This is a genomic window from Streptomyces sp. NPDC059224, from assembly GCF_042754285.1.
Taxonomy (GTDB): Bacteria; Actinomycetota; Actinomycetes; order Streptomycetales; family Streptomycetaceae; genus Streptomyces.
On record NZ_JBHZAN010000002.1, the window covers coordinates 49,122 to 66,847 of the forward strand.

The window sequence follows — 17,726 nt, forward strand, 5'->3', positions numbered from 1 at the left end:
TGGTGACGTGTACCCGCGGTCTGCCCTGCCAACGCCCAGATGTCCGTCGCCAGGGTCCCTCGGTCACCAGTGCGCTCGTGCCGCCCGTGAGGAGGTGGAGCGGCAGACGAGTCGGGCTGTACGCCGGGTTCTGTTCCCCGGTCCCTCGCGGGAGCCGGGGCGACGGCCATCCATCTAGGGCCGGTGTTGCCACCGGCCTCGTGCGGTCTACCCGGGGGCTCGGGCGGGCAGCCCTCGAACGTCCCCGCAGGGCCGCCTCTTACAGCGGCCCCTCTTGACCTTGCTCCGGGTGGGGTTTACCTAGCTGCCCAGGTCGCCCTGGGCACTGGTGGTCTCTTACACCACCGTTTCACCCTTACCCAGCACCGAGGTGCTGGGCGGTTTGCTTTCTGTGGCACTGTCCCGCGAGTCGCCTCGGGTGGCCGTTAGCCACCACCCTGCCCTGTGGAGCCCGGACGTTCCTCGGGAAGCCCCTGTGAGGGGGCTCCACGCGGCCGTCCGCCCGGCTCGTCTGCCGTGTGGACCATGTTAGCGGGCGCCGGCCTCGTCTCGTTCCGGCCGGGGGGCCGGGGCCGGTCCGCGGCGGAGCCACTGACGGGCGGGGCGGACCGGCGCCGGGTCGGCGGACCCTTTCGGTGCCGAGGCCATCGTCGCCAGGACCGAGCCGGTCAGGATCAGCGCGAAGGAGACCGCGATCGTCGCGGTGAAGCTCTCGCTCAGGAAGAGCGCACCCGCCGCCACCGCCACCGCGGGGTTGACGTACGTGATCACCGTCGAGCGGGTCGGGCCTATCTCCTTGATCAGTTCCAGGAAGGCCACGAACGCCACCGCCGTGCACAGGACGCCCAGGGCCAGGAGGGAGAGGAGGGCTCCTGAGGAGGGCACGGCCGTGGGCCAGGTGGCTGCTGCCGCGGGGGCGTAGACCAGCGTGGCCAGGGTCAGGCAGGGGGCTATGAGCTGCAGGGTCGGGACGTCCTTCAGGCGTCGGGCCGCTATCAGGGGAGCCGTCGCGTAGCCGACGACCGTGAGCAGGACCTCGCCGAGGGAGCGGGCGTCGCCGCCGGTCAGGTGGGGGACGGTGAGGACGCCTACGCCGGCCAGGCCGATCAGGAGGCCCGTCACCCGTCGTGCGCCCAGGTGTTCCGTGTCGCCGAAACAGCGCGCCGCGACCACGCCCACGATCGGTACGCCCGCGATCAGCAGGCCCGCCGTCGAGCTCGACAGGTGGCGTTCGGCGTCCGTGAGGGTGAACCAGGGGCCCATGATCTCGATGCACGCGAAGGCCAGCATCGGGCGCCAGTGGGTGCGGATGGTCAGCCACAGGCCTCCCTGGCGGATCGCCAGGGGCAGCAGGAGCAGCGCGCCCACCGCGCAGCGGGCGAAGACCACCGTCGACGGGGACACCTCGTCCACCGCCACCTTGATCATCAGATAGGGGATGCCCCAGATCACTCCCATGAGGGAGAACAGGAACCAGCCTCGTGCAGTCATGCGTACAGGATCGGGGTCAGGAGCGTCCCGGGTCTTGAACGCTGTTGCGGTAGGCCGCCGGGGTCACGCCCAGGACCCTGCGGAACCAGCGGGTGAGGTGGGCCTGGTCGGCGAAGCCCACCAGGGCGGCGGCCTCGGCCGGGCGTACGCCCGAGTCCAGGAGGGCGCGGGCCCTGGTCACCCGGTACTGGGCCAGCCAGGCATACGGCGGCACCCCCATCGTCGTACGGAAGGCCCGCAGGAGTTGGTAGCGGGACAGGCCCAGGTCGGCCGCCAGGGCGGAGAGGGACGGTGGGGCGGTGAGTTCGTCGGCGAGTCTGTCCCGGACGACGAGGGATATGCCGTGTGCTCCGGGGACGTGGTCCTCCGCGGGGCGGGCCGTGGAGTGGCGGCGGGACAGGGCCGTCAGCAGCCACGGGAGGCGGGATTCCGCTTCCAGCGGGTCGGGGCAGTGGGCGAGGTCGGTGTGGGCCTGGCGCAGGGCAGCGGCCAGTTCCGGGTCGTCCAGGACCGGGTCGCGGAAGTGCGGGGTGCCGGCGGCCAGGGTGCCCTCCGCCAGCAGGGACGGGTCCGCGTACAGGGCACGGTAGGCGTAGCCCTCGTCCGGGGTGGCCGGGCCGCCGGTGTGCATCTCGCCGGGGGCCAGTACGACGATCGCGCCGGGGCCGTTGCGGATGTGGCCGCCCCGGTAGTCGATGATCTCCGAGCCGCCCACGCACACTCCGATGGTGAACTCCGCATGGGCGTGCGGGGCGTAGATGTGGCGCTCGAAATGCGCCGTCAGCAGGTCGAGCGGCGGGCCGCAGCGACCCAGCCGCGCCCTTGTCCACCGTGCTTGTTCCGCCACTTCCGGCACCCCCTGTGCGGCCCCCTGCGCGTCAAGGGTGCAACGCGTTCAGGCGTCGGTTCCATCCCTCATCCGCTCCAGCGCGTCGAAGGCCGCCCCCATCCGCTCCCGGTGGTCCCGCGCGACCTGCGGGAACGGCTCGCCCGCCAGTTGGCGCCGCACGGAGGTGACGCACACCGAGCGGTACGCGGCGACGGTCACGGCCGCGAGCAGTTCCGGGTCGGCCTGACCGGCGTCGGCGAGTGCTCCGGCGAGCGCCCGTTCCACCTCCTCGGCGCCCTCGCGGGCGCGTGCCAGCAGCGCCGGTGAGGCTGCCACGACCGGCCAGAAGCCCTCGAAGCCCTCCCCGACGCCGCCCAGCGGGTGCCCGGCGTCGATGAACCGGAAGGCCAGGCGGCGCAGTGCGGTGAGCGGGGGCTCGTCGGGGGCGCGGTCCCGTACCGCCCCGGAGAAGGCCGCCACGGCCTCCGGGATGCGGTCGAGGAACAGGTCCTCCTTGCGCGGGAAGTAGTTGAAGACGGTCATCGCGGAGACGCCCGCCGCTCGCGCCACCTCGGCGACCGTCACCTGGTCGAAGCCGTGCTCCCGGAACATCACCGTCGCCACGTTCGAGATCCGCTGCCGCGTCTCCCGCTTCTTGCGCTCCCGCAGGGTCTCCCCCGGCCTGCCGTCCGGTCGGCTCCCTGGCCCGCTCTCATCGATCACAAGAAAACTATAGCCGCTCGAAACTTTTAGTGACTACAGTGAAGTCATGACAGCAACGGATCGCAAAGATCACGAAGAACAGACCTACGACGTGGTGGTGGCCGGTGGAGGGCCCGTGGGGCTCTTTCTCGCCGGTGAGCTGCGGCTCGGCGGGGCCCGGGTGCTGGTCGTGGAGCGGCTGGCCGAGGTGGACGTCACCATCAAGGCGGGCGGCATCAACACGGCCGGCGCGGTGGCCCTCTACCGGCGGGGCCTGCTGCCCGAGCTCGCCGAAGCCTGGGAGAGGAACCGGTGGCGGCTGCAGGCCTTCCTCGGGGATCGCGGCGCCGACGCGGCCCGTACTCCCCCGAAGTTCGCCGGGCACTTCGCCGGGATCATGATGCGCGGGGACCTGTTCGACGCCTCCGACCCGGCGTTCGCCGACATCGGTCCCGCCGACCGGGTCGGTCTCGGTGTCCCGCAGGCCGACCTGGAGCGGATCCTGGCCGCCCGCGCCGAGCGGCTCGGCGTGGAGGTGCGCCGGGGCGTGGAGCTGACCGGCTTCGACACCGACGGCGGGAGTGTGGTCGTACACCTCGACGGCGGCGAGGACGTCCGGGCCGGCTGGCTCGTCGGGTGCGACGGCGGGCGCAGTACCGTCCGCAAGCTCGCCGGGTTCGACTTCCCCGGGAGCGATCCGGAGATCACCGGCTACCAGGCGGTCGTCGAGATGAGCGGGGGCGAGCGGCTGGGGAAGGGGTGGAACACCACCGACGTGGGGACGTACGTCAACGGGCCGTTCCCCGGACGGATCCTGACCGTCGAGTTCGACGGGCCGCCCGCCGACCGTTCCGCGCCCATCACCGCGGACGAGCTCCAGGCCGCCCTGCGCCGGGTGTCGGGGGTGCCCGAGGTGACCGTCCACGAGGTGCACTCCTCGACCCGGTTCACCGACAACGCCCGGCAGGCGAGCACCTACCGCAGGGGCCGGGTGCTGCTCGCCGGGGACGCGGCGCACGTGCACTCGCCGTTCGGCGGCCAGGGGCTCAACCTCGGGCTCGGCGATGCCCTGAACCTCGGCTGGAAGCTCGCGGCGGTGGCACAGGGGCGGGCCCCGGAGTCCCTGCTCGACAGCTACACCGCCGAACGCCATCCGGTCGGGGCCTGGGTGCTGGACTGGACCCGCGCCCAGGTCGCCGTGATGCGGCCCGACCGGCACGCCCGCGCCCTGCGCCGGGTCGTCACCGACCTCGCGCTGACGCGGGAGGGGACGACCTACCTCGTCGGGCAGATCTCCGGCGTCCGGCAGCGGTACGACCTGCCCGGCGAGCACCCGTTGACCGGCGGGAGCGCCCCTGACCTGGAGTTCTCCGACGGCACCCGGCTCGGCGACCGGCTGCACGACGGCCGGGCGGTGCTGTTCGACCTCGCTGACGACCCCAAGCTGCGGGCCCGCGCCGAGGAGTACGGCGACCGGGTGGACGTCGTCACCGCGCTCTGCCCGGGGCGGCCGGAGCTGACCGGTCTGCTCGTGCGGCCCGACGGGTTCGCCGCCTGGGCCGCCGACGGGGACGACGACCGGGGGGACGGCCTCGACGACGCGCTCACCCGCTGGTTCGTCGCGGCAGCCGGCTGAGCCTGCGGCCGACCTTGCCGCGACGTCACCGTCTGTACGGGCGGGACCGCACCCTCCGGCACGCCGTGGCCCTCGCCCGGATCCGGCGGCTGACCGGGCTGGGCCTCGGGCTCGCCGACGTCTGCACGTCCTCATCGTCGTCGGCCCGCACGCAGACGCCGTGGTCCACCCGCAGCTGCTGGCCCCGGACGCGCTGCACGTCCGGGGCGGCGTCCGGCTCGGTCTGCGGATCCCGCTGGTCGCGATCAAGTCCGTGCGGCGCGAGACGCGTTACCGGCACGAGCGGACGGACGGCGAACTCGACGTGCCCGTCGGCTCGCAGACCTCCGTGACCGTCGAACCGGCCGGTCCCGTCACCCACTTCACCCTGCTGGGCCGGGCCCGTGAGGTGCGCGTGGTGCGGTTGCGGCCCGCCGACGCGACCGGCCTCGTACGACAGCTCACGACGGAACGGCAGCTCACGCGGGCGCGAACCGGACCTTCGTCGTCCCCGGATCGGCCTGGGTCAGCCGCACCGGCAGCCGCTCGCCCAGCGGAAGAGGCGCGCCGGCCTCGATCCGGCCGATGACGGCGGGCTGCTGCAACAGGACCTTCCCCACGGCCGGCCGATGCGGCTCGACCTCCACCACGCACCCGTCGAAGACCTCCCCGACGCGGTCCTTGAGCAGCGCCGCCTCGACGATGTCGACGCTCTCCCGCTCCACGGTGCCGGCCCGCCGCGCGCCTTCGGCCATCTCCTTGGGGAGCAGGTCCAGCGCCATCAGCACCCAGTCGGGCGGGGCCTCGCCGGCCGCCGCCGCCAGGCACAGCTCCAGGACGTAGCGGTCGGCCAGCCGGCGCAGCGGCGCGGTGCAGTGCGCGTAGGGGGCGGCCACGGCCGCGTGGGTGCTGATCGCGGGCCGCACGCCGTCCCTGAAGACCGTGTAGCCGGCGCCGCGCAGCAGCGTGGTGCACTCCTGGAGGAAGGCGGCGTGGCGGGGACGGCGCGGGTTCAGGGAGCGGATGAGGGCCGCGTAGGAGACATGGTGCGGCCAGTCGATGTGCAGGGCGGTGGCGGTACGGCGCAGCCGCGCGACGGCGCCGTCGGGGGCCGTGGGCAGGGTGCGCAGTACGCCGGTGCCGTAGGTGAGCATCAGATCGGCGGCGGCCATGCCGGTGAGCAGGGAGATCTGGGCGTTCCAGGACTCGGCGGGCAGCGGGGCGCGGTAGCTGAGCCGGTAGGTGTGGTCGTACTCGACGATCTCCTGCTCCGGCACGTTGAGCGAGATGCCGCCGCGCTCCACCTCGAGGCGTTCGCGCGCTTCGCCGACAGCCCTGAGCAGGGCGAGGGGTTCCTCGGCGGTCCCCTCGTCGATCCGCTGCTGCACGCCGGCGTAGTCCAGCTTGGCCCGGCTGCGGACCAGGGACCGGCGGACGTCGGCGGTCCGCGTCCGGCCCTCCGCGTCCAGGTCGATGGTCCACAGGACGGCCGGGCAGGTCTGGCCGGGGAGCAGGCTGGCCGCGCCCTCGCCGAGTACGGCGGGGTGCAGCGGGATCCGCTCGTCCGGGAAGTAGAGCGTGTTCACACGGTGGTGTGCCTCGGAGTCGAGGTCGCCGCCGGGTACGACGAAGGCGGCGACGTCGGCGATGGCGTACCGGACGCGGTAGCCGCCCTGGTGCCGGGAGAGGTGCATCGCCTGGTCGAGGTCGTTCGCGGTGGGCGGGTCGATCGTGACGAAGGGGATGTCGGTCGCGTCGTGGGCGGGCACGGCCGGGTATCTCGCGGCGCTCTCGGCTTCCGCGAGGACCTCGGGCCGGAAGTCGTCCGGGATGCCGAGGTCGTCCCGGAGTGCGGCGAGCGCGGCCCGCAGGGGCGCCTCGGGGGCACCCTTGACGCGTATGTGGCGGCTGGGCATACGACGAGCGTAGTCACATCGTGCCGGTCCGGCGCTCTACGCTGGCACGGAGCGTCGATCGAAGAGCGTGATGGTGAAGAGGAGTACGTGTGCTGGTCCTGCTGCCGCCCTCGGAGGGCAAGGCGTCCTCGGGACGTGGTGCCCCGCTGAAGTCCGGGGCGCTGTCCCTGCCGGGCCTCACGGACGCCCGCGAGGCCGTGCTCGCCGAGCTGGTCGACCTGTGCGCCGGTGACGAGGAGAAGGCGCGTGAGGTCCTCGGGCTGAGCGAGGGACTGCGCGGCGAGGTCGCGAAGAACGCGGAGCTGCGGACGGCCGGTGCGCGGCCGGCCGGGGAGATCTACACGGGGGTGCTGTACGACGCCCTCGGTCTGGCCTCCCTGGACACGGCCGCCAAGCGGCGGGCCGCGCGGTCGCTGCTGGTGTTCTCGGGGCTGTGGGGCGCGGTCCGGGTGACGGACCGGATCCCCTCGTACCGCTGCTCGATGGGGGTGCGGCTGCCGGGGCTCGGTGCGCTGGGGACGCACTGGCGCAGGTCGATGGCCGAGGTGCTGCCGGAGGCGGCCGGGGCGGGGCTGGTGCTGGACCTGCGGTCGGCGGCGTATGCGGCCGCGTGGAAGCCGAGCGGGGAGGTCGCCTCGCGGACGGCGACCGTGCGGGTGCTGCACGCGCCGACGCGGAAGGTGGTCAGCCACTTCAACAAGGCGACGAAGGGGCGGATCGTACGGAGTCTGCTGACCGCGGGGATCGCGCCGGGTGGTCCGGGTGAGCTGGTGGAGGCGTTGCGGGACCTGGGGTACGAGGTGGAGGCGGCGGCACCGGGGAAGGCGGGGCAGGCCTGGGCGCTGGATGTGCTGGTGGACGAGATCCATTAGGGAGACGCAGGGAGACGACATCCGTTGCAGAGAATGCAACGGGTTTTGCGTGCTGTGCATCGCCCCGGCAGGATGTCGCCCATGCCCACCTCCGTGCTGGACCTCGCCCCCGTCGTCCCCGTCGTCGTGATCGAGGACGCCGGCGATGCCGTACCGCTCGCGCGGGCGCTGGTGGCCGGGGGGCTGCCCGCGATCGAGGTGACCCTGCGGACGCCGGCCGCGCTGGAGGCGATCCGGGCCATCGCCGGCGCGGTGCCGGACGCCGTGGTCGGGGCCGGGACCGTGCTGACGCCCGGCCAGGTCACGGAGTGCGTGGCGGCGGGAGCGCGGTTCCTGGTGAGCCCGGGGTGGACGGACGGGCTGCTGGGCGCGATGGCCGCGTCCGGGGTGCCGTTCCTGCCGGGCGTGTCGACCGCCTCGGAGGTGGTGGCGCTGCTCGAACGCGGGGTGCGGGAGATGAAGTTCTTCCCGGCGCAGGCCGCCGGCGGCACGGCCTATCTGAAGTCCCTCGCGGGTCCGCTCCCGCAGGCCCGCTTCTGCCCGACCGGCGGGATCGGCGCGCAGAACGCGCCGGAGTACCTCGCCCTTCCCAACGTGGGCTGTGTGGGCGGCACCTGGATGCTCCCGGCGGATGCCGTGGCCGCCCGGGACTGGGCCCGCGTCGAGTCGCTGGCGCGGGCCGCGGCGGGTCTCAGGGACGCAGGTGGGACGTGTCGTTGAAGAGCCGTACGCTCGCGTTGCCGTCCCGGTAGTACGCCACCGCCGACAGCGAGGCCGCCGACAGCTCCATGCGGAACAGGGACTTGGCCGGGGCGCCGAGGGCGAGCCGCACGAACGTCTTGATCGGCGTGACGTGGGTGACCAGCAGGACGGTACGGCCCGCGTGGGCGGCGACCAGCCTGTCCCGGGTGGCCGCGATCCGGGCCGCCGTCTCGGCGAAGCTCTCGCCGCCGCCGGTCGGGTGGGCCTCCGGGTCGGCGAGCCAGGCGTTCAGGTCGTCCGGGTAGCGCTCGCGGACCTCGCCGAAGGTGAGGCCCTCCCAGGCGCCGAAGTCCGTCTCCTTGAGCCCCTCCTCGAGAGTGACGTCCAGGCCGAGCCGCTCGGCGACGGCGGCGGCGGTCTGCCGGGTGCGGGTGAGCGGGGAGGCGAGGATCACCTCGATCGTGCCGCGCCGGGCGAGGGCGCCGGCGGCGGCCTGCGCCTGCCCCAGACCGACGGGAGACAGGGCCGGGTCGGTGCCGCCGCTGCCGGAGAAGCGTTTCTGGGGCGTGAGGGGGGTCTCGCCGTGGCGGAGGAGGACGAAGGTGGCGGGGGCGCCCGTGTCCGGCGCCGCCCAGCCGGAGGCCGGCGTAGCGGCCGTGGCTGCATCGCGTGCGGCGCGGGTGTCTGCGACCTCTGCCGTGGTAGCCGTCACCGTGCGAGCCGGTGGGGGTTGCTCGCGCCCACGCGGCGGAGCCGCAAATGTCTCAGCCCCGTGTCCCTTACGGGGCGCCGCCGTAGCCGCGGATCGAGCGTCGAGCTCCGCCGTGGAACCCGCGGCCGACCACCGCTCGCCGCGCTTGCCCGCGTCCATCGCCTCGTTGGCCAGGCGGTCGGCGTGTTTGTTCTCGGCTCTCGGGATCCACTCGTAGGTCACCCGGTCCGCGGGGAACACCCGCGCCGCCTCCGCCGCCAGGGGCTTCATGTCGGGGTGCTTGATCTTCCAGCGGCCGGACATCTGCTCGACCACCAGCTTGGAGTCCATACGCACGTGGACGCTCGCGGACGGGTCGAGTTCCCGGGCGGCCCGCAGTCCCGCCAGCAGTCCCCGGTACTCGGCGACGTTGTTGGTGACGACCCCGAGGTACTCGGCCGCCTCGGCCAGTGTCTCGCCGGTCGCCGCCTCGATGACCACCGCGCCGTAGCCGGCCGGTCCCGGGTTGCCCCGGGAGCCGCCGTCCGCCTCGACGATGAACTCCCTTGCCACGCGCGCCCCTTGCTACAGGCCGGACTCGGCCGTGCGGACCAGGATGCGGCGGCAGTTCTCGCAGCGCACGACGGTGTCGGGCGCGGCCGAGCGGATCTCGTTCAGCTCGGTGATGGCGAGCTCCTGGCGGCAGCCCTGGCAGCTGCGGGCGTACAGCTTGGCCGCGCCGATGCCGCCCTGCTGCTCGCGCAGCTTGTCGTAGAGCTTCAGCAGGTCCGCGGGGACCGTGCCCGCGATGACCTCGCGCTCCTTGGCGACCGTGGCCGCCTCGGCCTCGAGTTCCCCGGACGCGGCGTTGCGGCGGCCGGTGGCCTCGTCGATCCGGCCCTGGACGGCGCCGGTCCGCTCGGTCAGTTCGGCGACCCGCTCCTGCGCGGACTCGCGGCGCTCCATGACCTCGAGGACGACGTCCTCCAGGTCGCCCTGGCGCTTGGCGAGGGAGACGATCTCCTTCTGGAGGTTCTCCAGGTCCTTGGGGGAGGTGACGGCGCCGGAGTCCAGGCGCTGCTGGTCGCGGGCGGCGCGCTGGCGCACCTGGTCCACGTCCTGCTCGGCCTTGGTCTGCTCGCGGGCGGTGTCGCTCTCCTCGGTCTGCGCGGCCACCAGCAGGTCACGCAGCTGGGTGAGGTCCTTGGTCAGCGAGTCGATCTCGGCGTGCTCGGGCAGCGACTTCCGCTTGTGCGCCAACTGCTGGAGGCGGACGTCCAGGGCCTGGACGTCGAGGAGTCGGATCTGGTCGGCGGGCGCGGCGTTCAGTTGGGGGCTCCAAGGGACGGTGAGTGGCTGGTCCAGGGGTCGGTGACCGTCTTGGAGACGTGCACGCGGAGGTCCCAGCCGTGGCGGTCGGAGATCTCGTCGAGCTGGGCTGCGGCCAGCTCGCACCAGGGCCATTCGGTGGCCCAGTGCGCCGCGTCGAGCAGCGCGAGGGGGCTGTGGGCTACGGCTTCGGAGGCCGGGTGGTGGCGCAGGTCCGCGGTGAGGAAGGCGTCCACCCCGGCGGCGCGTACGACGTCGAAGAGGCTGTCGCCGCTGCCGCCGCTGACGGCGACCCTGCGGACGAGGGCCTCGGGATCGCCGGCGACGCGGATGCCCTGCGCGGTGGCGGGCAGCCGGGCGGCGGCCCGCTCGACGAGGTCGCGGACGGTCACCGGGTGGTCCAGTTCGCAGATCCGGCCCAGGCCACGGCGGCCCTTCGGGTCGGTGGCGTCCGGCACCAGGGGGGCCACCACCCGCAGGTCCAGGGCCCCGGCGAGCGCGTCGGAGACGCCCGGGTCGGCCGTGTCGGCGTTGGTGTGGGCGACGTGCAGCGCGATGTCGTTCTTGATGAGGGTGTGCACCACGCGGCCCTTGAAGTGGCCCGCGGCGACCGTGGTCGTGCCGCGCAGGTAGAGGGGGTGGTGGGTGACCAGCAGGTCGGCGCCCAGCTTCACCGCCTCGTCGACGACGTCCCGCACCGGGTCGACCGCGAACAGGACCCGCGCGACCTCCTGGTCGGGGTCGCCGACGACGGTGCCGACCGCGTCCCAGGACTCGGCCCGCTCGGCGGGCCACAGGCTCTCCAGCGCGGCGATGACTTCTGACAGACGGGGCACGGGGAAAGGCTACCTGCCTGTTCCCCGGGGCCGTACCTGCTCGCCCACGCGAGGCGACGCCCAGCACACCCGTCCCCGTTTCCTCAGGCGAATCGTCGAGTGTGCACCCGTATGTGTGAAGCCGTGGGGCGCTGCTGCCCCGCCTGTGCGTACGAAAACTAGCTTCGTGGCCGGAGGTGACCGAGAGATGACGGTCTGTGCGATCGAACCCTCGGCTGCGGACGAGGACGACAGCGCGCCGAGAGCGGGCTGCACCATCACGGCGGACGGGGCGTACGCGGCCCGGCTGGCCGAGCAGGAAGGTTCCTGGTACCCGGAGCGGTGGACGCTGGACGGCCCCGAGCCGTACGCCGTGCCGCTGCCCGGCAACCAGCCCGAGGAGCCGGGCACGGAGCTGCAGCCGATGGGCGACGGGCGGGTGCTCATCCGCCGGCCGGTGGACGGGCGGCACCACTTCACCCTGCTCTATCCGACCGGGCCCGGCACCGGTGAGCTGCCGCTGGGCGCGGTGGAGTGCCCGGACGCGGGGACGTCGCTACGGCTGCTGCCGCCCGCGCCCGGCGGCCGCACCGCGTACGCGCTCGCGGTGGGGCCGCGCACCTCCACGGTGTGGCTGGTGGCGGGCGGAGCCTTCGGGCCGGAGCGGCTCGCGGTGGTCCCGGGACGCTGTTCGGGCGGGGTCTGGCTGGACCGCGGCGGGCGGATGCTGGCCCTGGACCGGGAGCTGGGCGGGCGGACCAAGGCGGTCGTGGTCGATCTGGGGCGGGGTGGCGAGGTGTCGCCGCTGCTGCAGATCGCGGCCGACAGCGACGACCGGCTGCTGCTCGCCGAACCGGACAGCGGACTGATCCTGGTCGGCTCGGACGCCCCCTCCCCCGGGCAGGAACGATTGGGCTGGGGTGTTCTCGGCAGCACGCTGCCGGTGCGCTTCCCGGAGAGCCTGCGGCCGGCGGCGTGCACGGTGACGCCGTTCGCGATCCAGCCGGGCCTGGTGCTGATGCCGGAGAACTGCGGGGTGGCGCTGCGCATCGACGGCCCGTACGGCAGCTGGGTCGGCGCCTGGCGGCCGCGGGCCCGCGGGGTGTGCCATCTCCCGGCGCCCGAGGGGTGGCTGGCGGGCGTCGGGTCGTGGACGCAGGACGGGGTGCTGCGTCTTCCGTACGCCACCGGGGAGGTCCCGTGCGGTGTGGCGGAGGTCGCGGTGCCCTGGGGGGAGACGGGGGAGCACGGGGGGCCGGGCGACGCGGGCCCGGAGGATCCGGTTCGGGACGGCACGGCCGCCGGGGAGTCCGGTACGCCCGGGGAGCAGGCGGAACCGGACCCTCCGGTGCCTGTCGTGGCGCGGCCGGTGCCGCTCCAGCAGGCTCCGCTGGGCGGGCTGGTAACGAAGTAGGGACGGCTTGTAACGAAGTAGCACCGGTCGGTGTGCCTGCCTGGATCCGCCCCGTGCCGGGTTGGTTAAAATCGCCGCGCTGTAAGAAAGATCATGTTGACGGGGTGAATTCTTCCGATGAGCGACACCAGCACGTCTCAGCACCTGTCCGCCGGCCTGGAGGAGTCCGACAGCCACGGCAAGCACCGTGGTCCGGTCTCGGCCCAGGACGGCGAATCGGCCCCGAGCGGCCGGCACCGCAAGCCGGAGCCGGCCGAGACCGCGGCCTGACGGCACCTACGACAGCGGCTCCGCCCCTTGTGGGGGTGGGGCCGCTGTCCGTCTGCCACAGTCCGGGCGTCTGCCGCCCTACTGGCGTTTCAGCCCCAGCACCTCCGCCGCCGCGAAGGTCTCCCCCGCCGGCCGGTCGGCGTAGTGCGGGGTGAGCAGGGCGTCGAGTTCGTCGTAGCTGAAGGTGTCCTGCTTGCTGTCGAACCTGGCCTGGACCCGCGGCCGTTCGACGACAGCGACCATGCCGCCGTGGACGACCAGCAGCTGACCGTTGACCAGCCCGGCGGCCGGGGACGCCAGGTAGCCGACGAGCGGGGCGACGTGTTCGGGGGCGAGCGGGTCGAGGCCCTCGGCGGGCCGCTCGAACCCGGCGAAGACGTCCTCGGTCATCCGGGTGCGGGCGCGTGGGCAGATCACGTTGGCGGTCACGCCGTACTTGGCGAGGGCGAGGGCGGTGGAGGTGGTGAGGCCGACGATGCCGCCTTTCGCCGCCGCGTAGTTGGGCTGGCCGGCCGAACCGGCGAGGAAGGCCTCCGAGGAGGTGTTGACGATCCGGCCGTACACCCGCGCGCCGCCGGCCGCCTTGGACCGCTCCCGCCAGTGCGCGGCCGCGAAGCGGGTGGTGTTGAAGTGGCCCTTGAGGTGGACCCGGATCACCGAGTCCCACTCGTCCTCGGTCATGGAGAAGACCATGCGATCGCGCAGGATGCCGGCGTTGTTGACGAGGATGTCCAGCTTGCCGTACTGGGTTGTCGCCAAGGTGAGAAGGTCTCGCGCCTGTGAGAAGTCCGCGATGTCCCCGGTGTGGGCGACGGCCTGCCCGCCCGCAGCGCGGATCTCCTCGGCGACCTGCTCGGCGGGGCCCGTAGAGGCCGTCCCCGAGCCGTCCCGGCCCGGCTGGCCGAAGTCGTTGACGACGACGGCCGCGCCCAGCCGGGCCAGTTCGAGCGCCTCGGCCCGGCCGAGGCCCCGGCCCGCGCCGGTGACGACCGCGCTGAGCCCTTCCAGTGGCCTCTGCGGCATACCGCGTCCCCTCAGATCTCGATGCAGGTGCGCAGCGCGGTGCCGGTGCGCATCTGGTCCAGGGCCTCGTTGATCTCCGCCAGCGGCACCCGGTGGGTGATCAGGCCCTCCAGGTCGACGCGGCCGGCCCGCCACAGGGCGATCGTGCGTTCGTAGGAGCCGACCACGTCTCCGCCGCCGTACATGGACGGCAGGATCCGCTTCTCGTCGAAGAACAGCTCGAACATGTTGAGCTGGAGGAAGTCGTCCATCGCGCCGGCGCCGACGACCACGAGGGTGCCGCCGCGCCGGGTGTTGTCGTAGGCCGTGCGGGCGGTGGCGGACCTGCCGACGACCTCGAAGACGTAGTCGAAGCCCTCGCCGGCGGTGACCTCCTGCTTGGCGCCGGGCAGTTCGTCGGGCGAGACGGCCCTCGTCGCCCCGAACCGGAGCGCGGCCTCGCGCCGGGACGCGACCGGGTCGACGGCGACGATCTCGGCCGCCCCCTTGAGCCGGGCCCCCTGGATCGCCGAGATCCCGACCCCGCCGCACCCGATCACCGCGACCGACGAACCGGCCTCCACGTCGGCCGTGTTGAGGGCCGCGCCGAGTCCGGTGGTGACCCCGCAGCCGATCAGCGCGGCGATGTCGAAGGGCACGTCGTCCGGGATCGGCACCGCGCATCCGGCGTCGACCACGACCTCCTCGGCGAAGGTGCCGGTGCCGGCGAAGCCGAAGACGTCACCGCCGGAGCGCCTGAAGTTGGGGGTGCCGGCGTTCATGAACCCGGCCAGGCACAGCTCGGTCTGCCCGCGCCGGCAGGCCGGACAGGCCCCGCAGGCCGGCAGCCAGCAGACGACCACCCGGTCGCCCGGCTTGACCCGGGTGACGCCCTCCCCCACTGCCAGGACCTCGCCCGCGCCCTCGTGGCCCGGCACGAACGGGGCCGGCTGCGGAAGCACCCCGTTCATCGCCGACAGGTCCGAGTGGCACAGCCCGGTGGCGCGCACCCGTATCCGCACCCTGCCGGGGCCGAATCCGACCGCCTCGACGTCGTCGAGGACCTCAAGCTTCTCCTGACCGATCTCCTGCAGTACGGCTGCGCGCATGGTGCGGCTCTCCCCTCGACTGCGTGCCTGTTCAAGCGAGTTCAAGCGAGTTCAAGCGAGTTCAAGCGAGTTCATGTGGGTTCATGTGGTTTCATATGGGTTCTTCTGGGCTCTCGTGGGTTCACGAGTGTTCGACGATCGTGTCGGCGAGGACGGGCGCGTCGTCCCGCTCGACGGCGCCGACGGCCACGCGGACCTCGGAGGCTCCCCGCCACATGCGGATGCGCAGGGTCTCCCCCGGGTAGACCACGCCGGCGAACCGCGTCGTGTACGACCGCACCCGGCTCACGTCCCCGCCGAGCAGGGTGTCCACGACCGCCTTGAGCGTCATGCCGTAGGTGCACAGCCCGTGCAGGATGGGCCGGTCGAAGCCGGCGAGCTTGGCGAACTCCGGGTCGGCGTGCAGGGGGTTGTAGTCGCCGGAGAGACGGTAGAGCAGGGCCTGGTCCTCACGGACCGGCCGCTCGACGGTCCGGTCGGGCTCACCGGCGGGCGGGTTCTGCCGGGTGGACGGGCCGCGGTCGCCACCCCAGCCACCCTCCCCCCGTACGAAGATCTGCGCGTCGTTGGTCCACAGCGGCCCGTCGTCGTCCGCGACCTCGGTGCGCATCACCAGGACGGCCGCCTTGCCCTTGTCGTACACGGCGGCGATCCGGCCGGTCGCGGTGGCCGTGCCTTCCACGGGGAGGGGGCGGTGGACGGTGAGCGACTGGCCGCCGTGCAGCACCTTGGCGAGGTCGACGTCGACGCCGGGCATGGACAGCCCGCTGATCACCCCGGGCGAGCCGGCCCCCGCCACGGTGGCGAAGCTCGGCAGTACGTGCAGCCGGGACTCCAGGGTGTAGCGCAGTTCGTCGGGGTCGGTGGCGGGGCGGCCGGCACCGATGCCCAGGTGGTAGAGCTGGACGTCCCGGCGCTCCCAGCGGATCTCCCCGGACCGGGGTTCGGCGGCGAGGGCCTTGGCTGCGTCGATGGGCATACGGCTCCTGAGGTGTCTCAAGACCTCGGCACGACCGTCCGCACCGTCGGCCGCACCGAGGTCGTCCACGGGGCGGGTCCAAGGGGGTGTCCCTAGAACGCGTTCCAGTCCAGCGCCCCTTGTATAGCCGAGCGCTCCACACTTGTGAAGACTCCTGACACAGTGTCAGATACGGCCGTGCCGGGCCATGACATTTGTCCTGCCCGAGTCCGTACAACCGCATCTGCCGCGCCCGGTGCCCGGGTTCGTAGCGTCGTAGCCATGACATGGACAGGTGGGACGGCAGGCCTGACGGAGCGTGCGGTGTCCTTCGCGGGGGCGGTCAAGACCTTCGGGGCGCTGCGCGCGGTGGACGGGGTGGACCTGGAGATCGGGCGCGGTGAGACGGTCACGCTGCTCGGCCGCAACGGCGCGGGCAAGTCGACGACGATCTCGCTGCTGCTCGGGCTGGACACGCCCGACGCCGGCACGGTCGAACTGTTCGGCGCGCGGCCGGCGAGGGCCGTACGGAGCGGACTGGTCGGGGCGATGCTCCAGGAGGCGAGGGCGGTGCCCCGGGTCACCGTCGGCGAACTGGTCAGCTTCGTGGCCCGGCGCTATCCGGCCCCGATGTCCGTCGCGCAGGCCCTGGAGCTGGCCGGTATCGGCGAGCTGGCCGGGCGCCGCGTGGACCGCCTGTCGGGCGGCCAGACGCAGCGCGTGCGCTTCGCCGTGGCGCTGGCCGGGAACCCGTCCCTGGTCGTCCTGGACGAGCCGACCGCCGCCCTGGACGTGGAGGCGCGGCACGCGTTCTGGCAGTCGATGCGGGCGTACGCCCGGCGCGGCCACACCGTCCTGTTCTCCACGCACTACCTGGAGGAGGCGGACGCGCACGCCGACCGCATCCTCGTCATCGACCGCGGCCGGATCGTCGCGGACGGCAGCGGCGAACAGCTCAAGCGGGCGGCCGGCGGCAACCTCGTCTCCTTCGATCTGGCGGGCCGCGCCACCGAGGGCCTGGCGGGGCTGCCCGGCGTACGGTCCCTCGAAGTGCGCGGCGACCGCGCGCTGCTGCGTACCGACGACTCGGACGCGACAGTGATCGCGCTGGCCGCCCGGAACGCGATCCGCGGCCTCGAAGTCACCCCCGCCTCGCTGGACGACGCCTTCCTGGCCCTGACCTCGGGCCCGCGAACCGGTGACCGTCCGCCGGACGGAGCGCTGCGCGCCGCAGCCGGCCCGAAGGCCGCCCTCCCCGCCCGTACCGCCGCCGAGACGGAGACCGTCTGATGCCCGACTACCTGCGCCTCGAAGTACGCCGGACCCTGCGCGACGTCGGTTTCGTCGTCGGCGGGATCGCGATGCCGGTGATGATGTACCTGCTCTTCACCAACCTGGGCGGCGACGACAGCGGCTACCGGACCCAGGCCATGGTCGGCATGGCCGCCTACGGCGCGGTCGGTTCGGCCCTGAACACCGGCGGCGGGGTCGCCGAGGACCGGGCGATCGGCTGGCTGCGGCAGCTCCGGGTGACCCCGATGACCCCGCGCCAGGTCGTCCTCGGCCGGGCGCTGACCGGCTCGGTGACCGTACTGCCCGCGATCCTCGCGGTGCTGGCGGCGGGCGGACTGGTCAACGGGGTGCGGCTGGCCCTCTGGCAGTGGGCGGGGATCGCGCTGCTGCTCTGGCTGGGCTCGATCCCCTTCACCCTGCTCGGGCTCGGCAACGGCTACGGGCTGACCGCCCAGGCCACCGGCGTGACGAACATGGCCTGCAACCTGGGGCTCGCCGTGGTCGGCGGTCTGTGGTTCCCGATCAGCCTGTTCCCCCGCTGGCTGCGCGCCGTCTCGGAGTACACCCCGACCAACCGCTTCGCCGAACTCGGCACCTCCGTCGCAGACGGGCACACCCCGGCACTCGGCGCGATCGCCGTCCTGACGGCTTGGCTGTTCGCGTTCGGTTCGTACGCTGTCATGGCGTACCGCCGCACCGGGCGGACCGTGTGAACGGG

Annotated in this window: 17 protein-coding genes, 1 other RNA gene and 1 pseudogene; 8 read left to right on the plus strand and 11 right to left on the minus strand. The window is 73.3% G+C overall.

Annotated elements, in window-relative coordinates; translation table 11 throughout:
• Window positions 1–103 precede the first annotated feature (103 nt).
• From rnpB to ACFXI4_RS02615, 4 genes are all read right to left on the minus strand, one after another.
• Window positions 104–510, minus strand: an RNA gene (gene rnpB / locus ACFXI4_RS02600) — RNase P RNA component class A.
• A gap of 18 nt (window positions 511–528) precedes the next feature.
• On the minus strand, window positions 529–1,491 hold the full coding sequence (locus ACFXI4_RS02605; RefSeq protein WP_384987510.1) for a DMT family transporter: 963 nt from the start codon (window positions 1,489–1,491) through the stop codon (window positions 529–531).
• 16 nt (window positions 1,492–1,507) lie between these two features.
• Window positions 1,508–2,338 (minus strand): AraC family transcriptional regulator, encoded by an 831-nt coding sequence (locus tag ACFXI4_RS02610; protein ID WP_384987512.1) that lies wholly within the window; start codon window positions 2,336–2,338, stop codon window positions 1,508–1,510.
• 48 nt (window positions 2,339–2,386) lie between these two features.
• Window positions 2,387–3,040: a TetR/AcrR family transcriptional regulator gene (locus tag ACFXI4_RS02615; RefSeq protein ID WP_384987897.1), complete on the minus strand. Its 654-nt coding sequence runs from the start codon at window positions 3,038–3,040 to the stop codon at window positions 2,387–2,389.
• A gap of 49 nt (window positions 3,041–3,089) precedes the next feature.
• On the opposite strand from ACFXI4_RS02615, the gene ACFXI4_RS02620 reads away from it, so the two are divergent.
• Together ACFXI4_RS02620 and ACFXI4_RS02625 are read left to right on the plus strand one after the other, a co-directional pair.
• Window positions 3,090–4,658, plus strand: a complete 1,569-nt coding sequence (locus ACFXI4_RS02620) for an FAD-dependent monooxygenase (RefSeq protein WP_384987514.1) — start codon at window positions 3,090–3,092, stop codon at window positions 4,656–4,658.
• Window positions 4,655–4,780, plus strand: a pseudogene (locus ACFXI4_RS02625) (MerR family transcriptional regulator); the annotation flags it as partial. The gene ACFXI4_RS02620 and the pseudogene ACFXI4_RS02625, both read left to right, overlap by 4 nt.
• A 336-nt stretch (window positions 4,781–5,116) precedes the next feature.
• Here the strand turns inward: ACFXI4_RS02625 and ACFXI4_RS02630 are convergent.
• The gene (locus ACFXI4_RS02630; protein WP_384987516.1) at window positions 5,117–6,553 is read right to left on the minus strand and encodes an RNB domain-containing ribonuclease; all 1,437 of its coding nucleotides are present in this window, start codon (window positions 6,551–6,553) and stop codon (window positions 5,117–5,119) included.
• Between the two features lie 89 nt (window positions 6,554–6,642).
• Between ACFXI4_RS02630 and yaaA the strand changes: the two genes are divergently transcribed.
• Together yaaA and ACFXI4_RS02640 are read left to right on the plus strand one after the other, a co-directional pair.
• Window positions 6,643–7,425, plus strand: a complete 783-nt coding sequence (yaaA, locus tag ACFXI4_RS02635; protein WP_362731456.1) for a peroxide stress protein YaaA — start codon at window positions 6,643–6,645, stop codon at window positions 7,423–7,425.
• Window positions 7,426–7,497: 72 nt separating this feature from the next.
• Window positions 7,498–8,145 carry a bifunctional 4-hydroxy-2-oxoglutarate aldolase/2-dehydro-3-deoxy-phosphogluconate aldolase gene (locus ACFXI4_RS02640; RefSeq protein WP_384987518.1) on the plus strand — a complete coding sequence of 216 codons (648 nt, stop codon included), beginning with the start codon at window positions 7,498–7,500 and terminating at the stop codon, window positions 8,143–8,145.
• On the opposite strand, the gene ACFXI4_RS02645 is transcribed toward ACFXI4_RS02640, so the two are convergent.
• The 3 genes from ACFXI4_RS02645 to ACFXI4_RS02655 are packed head-to-tail and all read right to left on the minus strand — an operon-like array spanning window position 8,117 to window position 10,983.
• Window positions 8,117–9,391: a bifunctional RNase H/acid phosphatase gene (locus ACFXI4_RS02645; RefSeq protein ID WP_384987520.1), complete on the minus strand. Its 1,275-nt coding sequence runs from the start codon at window positions 9,389–9,391 to the stop codon at window positions 8,117–8,119. The two genes, ACFXI4_RS02640 and ACFXI4_RS02645, sit on opposite strands and share 29 nt — an antisense overlap.
• A 12-nt stretch (window positions 9,392–9,403) precedes the next feature.
• Window positions 9,404–10,147, minus strand: coding sequence for a C4-type zinc ribbon domain-containing protein (locus ACFXI4_RS02650; protein ID WP_362730875.1), 744 nt, complete (start codon window positions 10,145–10,147; stop codon window positions 9,404–9,406).
• Window positions 10,144–10,983 carry a Nif3-like dinuclear metal center hexameric protein gene (locus ACFXI4_RS02655; RefSeq protein WP_362730872.1) on the minus strand — a complete coding sequence of 280 codons (840 nt, stop codon included), beginning with the start codon at window positions 10,981–10,983 and terminating at the stop codon, window positions 10,144–10,146. Before ACFXI4_RS02655 ends, ACFXI4_RS02650 begins: the two co-directional genes overlap by 4 nt.
• Before the next feature lie 187 nt (window positions 10,984–11,170).
• Here ACFXI4_RS02655 and ACFXI4_RS02660 point away from each other — a divergent pair, with 187 nt between their 5' ends.
• Both ACFXI4_RS02660 and ACFXI4_RS02665 read left to right on the plus strand, forming a co-directional pair.
• Window positions 11,171–12,376: a hypothetical protein gene (locus tag ACFXI4_RS02660; protein ID WP_384987522.1), complete on the plus strand. Its 1,206-nt coding sequence runs from the start codon at window positions 11,171–11,173 to the stop codon at window positions 12,374–12,376.
• 117 nt (window positions 12,377–12,493) lie between these two features.
• The gene (locus tag ACFXI4_RS02665) at window positions 12,494–12,646 is read left to right on the plus strand and encodes a hypothetical protein (RefSeq protein ID WP_362730152.1); all 153 of its coding nucleotides are present in this window, start codon (window positions 12,494–12,496) and stop codon (window positions 12,644–12,646) included.
• A gap of 78 nt (window positions 12,647–12,724) precedes the next feature.
• On the opposite strand, the gene ACFXI4_RS02670 is transcribed toward ACFXI4_RS02665, so the two are convergent.
• The 3 genes from ACFXI4_RS02670 to ACFXI4_RS02680 form a co-directional block, all read right to left on the minus strand.
• Entirely contained in the window at window positions 12,725–13,669 is a 945-nt protein-coding gene (locus ACFXI4_RS02670) for a 3-oxoacyl-ACP reductase (protein ID WP_384987524.1), read from the minus strand.
• Between the two features lie 11 nt (window positions 13,670–13,680).
• A complete protein-coding gene (locus ACFXI4_RS02675) occupies window positions 13,681–14,757 on the minus strand; it encodes a Zn-dependent alcohol dehydrogenase (protein WP_384987526.1) in 1,077 nt (358 codons plus the stop codon).
• A 121-nt stretch (window positions 14,758–14,878) separates the two neighbouring features.
• Window positions 14,879–15,736: a MaoC/PaaZ C-terminal domain-containing protein gene (locus ACFXI4_RS02680; protein ID WP_384987528.1), complete on the minus strand. Its 858-nt coding sequence runs from the start codon at window positions 15,734–15,736 to the stop codon at window positions 14,879–14,881.
• A gap of 261 nt (window positions 15,737–15,997) precedes the next feature.
• Here ACFXI4_RS02680 and ACFXI4_RS02685 point away from each other — a divergent pair, with 261 nt between their 5' ends.
• A complete protein-coding gene (locus ACFXI4_RS02685) occupies window positions 15,998–17,005 on the plus strand; it encodes an ABC transporter ATP-binding protein (RefSeq protein WP_384987530.1) in 1,008 nt (335 codons plus the stop codon).
• A complete protein-coding gene (locus ACFXI4_RS02690) occupies window positions 17,005–17,721 on the plus strand; it encodes an ABC transporter permease (RefSeq protein ID WP_384987532.1) in 717 nt (238 codons plus the stop codon). The genes ACFXI4_RS02685 and ACFXI4_RS02690 overlap by 1 nt, the downstream gene beginning before the upstream one ends.
• Window positions 17,722–17,726: the final 5 nt, after the last annotated feature.